Source organism: Frankia sp. CoBUL1, from assembly GCF_978021245.1.
This window is the reverse complement of record NZ_CDXDOS010000329.1, coordinates 1-3,204: the sequence shown is the minus strand read 5'-3', so window position 1 is coordinate 3,204 and position 3,204 is coordinate 1. Positions and strand designations below refer to the sequence as shown.

Below are 3,204 nucleotides of genomic sequence, written 5' to 3'. Positions count from 1 at the left end.
GGCTCACTATGAGCGGCTGCAGTGGAAGCTGGCCGACCTGCCGCTGGACGAGATCCGCAGGGATCTTGTCCAGCCCGAGTACATTGCGCTGGTCAAGGGTGCGGTCATGGGTGAGGCCACCTCCATCGCGGCGGTGCACGGCTTTCTCAACGAGTTCACCGACGATTACGACTGCTCTGCCTTCGTGAACATCTGGGGCTACCAGGAGCTCCAGCACCACTACGCCTTCCGGGCGTGGCTGCAGGCGGTGGACGCCCAGATCGACCAGCGCCGGATCGAGGCGTTGCGCGAGCCCTACGTGCCGGGCACCACGCCGAGCGCCACTTTGATCACCAACGTCATCTCGGAGATGACGGTGAACACGGTCTACCGGACGATGTCGGAGTGGGTGCGCGAGCCGGTGCTGGCGGACCTCATGCTGCGCGCCAGCCGGGACGAGGCCGGTCATGCCCGGGAGTTCATGTACTTCGCGAAGCGCCGGCTGGAGCGGAATCCGCACGAGCTCGTGTCCGTGTTGGAGACGTTCCACTTCTACATGTCGAACAACCGGATCAAGCATCCGGTGGGGGAGTTCAAGCACCGCCTGCTAGAGGATCTTCAGGGTCACGAGACCATTGACACCGCGTTCGAGGTGTTCTTGCGGGTTTCCGAGCCGGATACGCTGGAACAGCTCCAAGTGAAGATCCGCAAAGCGCTCGGCAGCGTTCTCGGCCGGGAGTTCAACCGGAACTCCGACATCCGGCAGGCGTTGGTGGAGGCGATGCCCTGACCGCTTCGGCGATCGAGTTCGTCAGTACCGGGCCTGTCGGTGCCGGGTTTGCCGGTACCGGGCCTGTCACGAACGGATCCGGTAGTTTCCCGTGCGGCTATCCACGCGGACGCGTCCCAGCCGGGGACGCGTGCGCGTGATCGTGCGCGTGATCGTGTGGCGGCCGAGTTGTGGGGAGCTGAGCACGGTCCAGGGATCGCAGACCGTGCTCAGCTCCCCCAAATTCACCGGCAGCCGGTTCGTGGGACGGCCACTGCTGCTGCGCTGGTCCTGGCAGGGACCTACGGGGTGTCCAGGGTCGTCGACCGGCAGGCGTCGACGAAGCGAACCAGTTCGTCGACCTTGTCGGTGCGGACGTCGACCGCCCGGTTGACCACTCGGATGAGGTGCGGGTAGGCGTCGGTGTGATCGTAGCGGGCAGTCTCGGCGATCCGCAGGGCCCAGCGCCAGTAACCCCGGATCGTGTCGGCCAGTGGCATCCGGAAGTGCGCGATAACCTCCCGGATCGGCTCGATGACGGCGTCGCCGTGGCGGCGCAGGTACCGTTCCACGATGTCGGCCATGAAGGTGAAGTGCCGGGCCTCGTCCTTGGCGAGCCGGTTCAGCAGATCGGCCAACACCGGATCGCCGACGACCGCCCGCAGCTGCTGGTAGTACAGCTGGGTCGCCTTCTCCTGGACCAGGGCGTAGGCGAACAGCGAGACCGCGTGGTCGTGCGGCAGTTCGAAGTGCTTGCGCCCCTCGGTCGCCAGTTCCCGCCGCAGCTCGTCGGGATCGGCGATGCCGGCGGCGACCTGGTAGCGGAACAGCGCCCGGGCGTGGCTGTCCTCCTCCTGCGCCCAACGCACGGTGAAGTGGTAAAGCTCCCGGTTGTGCACGAAGGTCTCGACGTCGACGTCGGGGTTCAGCGGGAAGGCCCGCTCGTACACGCCGAAGTAGCCGGGCAGGTGGTCCTCGATCAACGTGATGAACCGGACCGCGGAGCGCTGTCCCTCGGTGAGCCGACCGGCGTCGGCGTTCTCCCAGGCGAACGTTGATTCGACGTCGAAGCGGCGGGTGGTGGAACCCGCCTGGTGGAAGGCGATGACGGCCGCCTCGACCTCGGCGGGAGGAAGCAGCGGCGCCAGGGCCGGGCGTGCGGGGGCTGGCGGTGGTTCGACGCCGCGGGCCTGGCCGAACGCCGGCCGGAGAATGTCGGATGCCGTCATGATGTGGATCCCGTTCCTCGCTCGGCGGCGGTCAGCGTGCCTTGCGGCACACCAGCGCGTAGTGTTTGGTGGTGTAGCCCCAGCCGGCGTTCGCGACCTCCAGATAGCGGCGCAGCGTTGCGGCTGTTCCCGGGCGGATCGCGTCGATCCGCTCCGCGGCCGCGTCGACGTTCACCAGCCAGTCGTCGATGGTGCGCCGGTAGTCGTCGGTGAGATCGTCGAGGCTCGCCAGGGAGAAACCGGCGTCCTCGGCACCGGTGACGAGGTCGGACAGCGGCCGCATGTCCCCCCAGCCGAAGATCGATGCGCGGACGAACTCGGTCCCTTCCCGATGGTCGAACGCCGCCCGGGTGGCCGCGTTGCGAAAGCAGCTTTCCGACACGTACAGCCGTCCGTCGCGGCGCAGCAGCGCCCGGGCCCGCCGGAACACGACATCGAGGTCGGGCATGTGCACGATCGAGCCGAGCATCGTCACCGCGTCGAAACTCCCAGAGGGCAGCTCGACCGTCTCGAAGTGGCCCTGGATCGTGGTGACGCGGTCGCTCACGCCGAGCTCGGCGGCTCGCTGCGCGATGTAGGCGTGCTGTCGCCCCGCGGGGGAGACCCCGACGACCTCGGCTTCGTACTCGACCGCCATGAACAGCGTCAGCGAGCCCCAACCGCATCCGATGTCGAGGACGCGACCACCGCGGCGCAGGCCGAGCCGATCGGCGACGAAGTGGAGCTTGGCGATCTGCGCCTGCTCGAGGGTGTCGTGCTCCGTGCGGTAGAGACCCGAGCTGTACTTGCGCAGGGGATCGAGGAACAGGCCGAAGACCTCGGGCGGCAGGTCGTAGTGCTGATTGGTGTCGCTCGTCGTGGGTTCGGTGCTCGTCGTGGGTTCGGTGGCGAGGCCCGCCGCCGCCTCCGGCGCGGTGGTGACGGGCGAGCTCATGCGGCCTGCACCTGCAGTGCCGCCTGGACGACGTCGGCGACCTCGGCGACGGTGACCGCCGAGAAGACGTCATCGTCCTCGAGTTCGACGTCGTACTCGCGTTCCACCCGGGCGATCATCCGGAGCACCTTCACCGAGTCCGCACCCTCCACGGAGCGCAGATCGGCGTCCGCAGCCAGGTCCTCGATCGGGGTGCCGAGCTCACGAGCGACGATGGCGGTGACGGTGACGGTGGTGACGATCTCCGTATACGACACGGACATTCAGTGCTCCTCTGAGCTTGTCGTTTAACC

General features: G+C 67.5%; 4 protein-coding genes. 1 reads left to right on the top strand and 3 read right to left on the bottom strand.

What is annotated here, in order from left to right; all coding sequences use genetic code 11:
- Positions 1 to 769, top strand: a 769-nt coding sequence (locus tag AC08OX_RS16415; RefSeq protein ID WP_476608622.1) for a ferritin-like domain-containing protein, incomplete at its 5' end; no start/stop codon positions are given.
- Positions 770 to 1,050: 281 nt separating this feature from the next.
- Here AC08OX_RS16415 and AC08OX_RS16410 read toward each other — a convergent pair.
- Genes AC08OX_RS16410 through AC08OX_RS16400 form a run of 3 tightly spaced genes read right to left on the bottom strand, consistent with a single transcriptional unit; the run spans position 1,051 to position 3,174 of the window.
- Positions 1,051 to 1,977, bottom strand: coding sequence for an acyl-ACP desaturase (locus tag AC08OX_RS16410; RefSeq protein WP_476608621.1), 927 nt, complete (start codon positions 1,975 to 1,977; stop codon positions 1,051 to 1,053).
- A 31-nt stretch (positions 1,978 to 2,008) separates the two neighbouring features.
- On the bottom strand, positions 2,009 to 2,911 hold the full coding sequence (locus AC08OX_RS16405; protein ID WP_476608620.1) for an SAM-dependent methyltransferase: 903 nt from the start codon (positions 2,909 to 2,911) through the stop codon (positions 2,009 to 2,011).
- Entirely contained in the window at positions 2,908 to 3,174 is a 267-nt protein-coding gene (locus AC08OX_RS16400) for an acyl carrier protein (protein WP_476608619.1), read from the bottom strand. The genes AC08OX_RS16405 and AC08OX_RS16400 overlap by 4 nt, the downstream gene beginning before the upstream one ends.
- Positions 3,175 to 3,204: the final 30 nt, after the last annotated feature.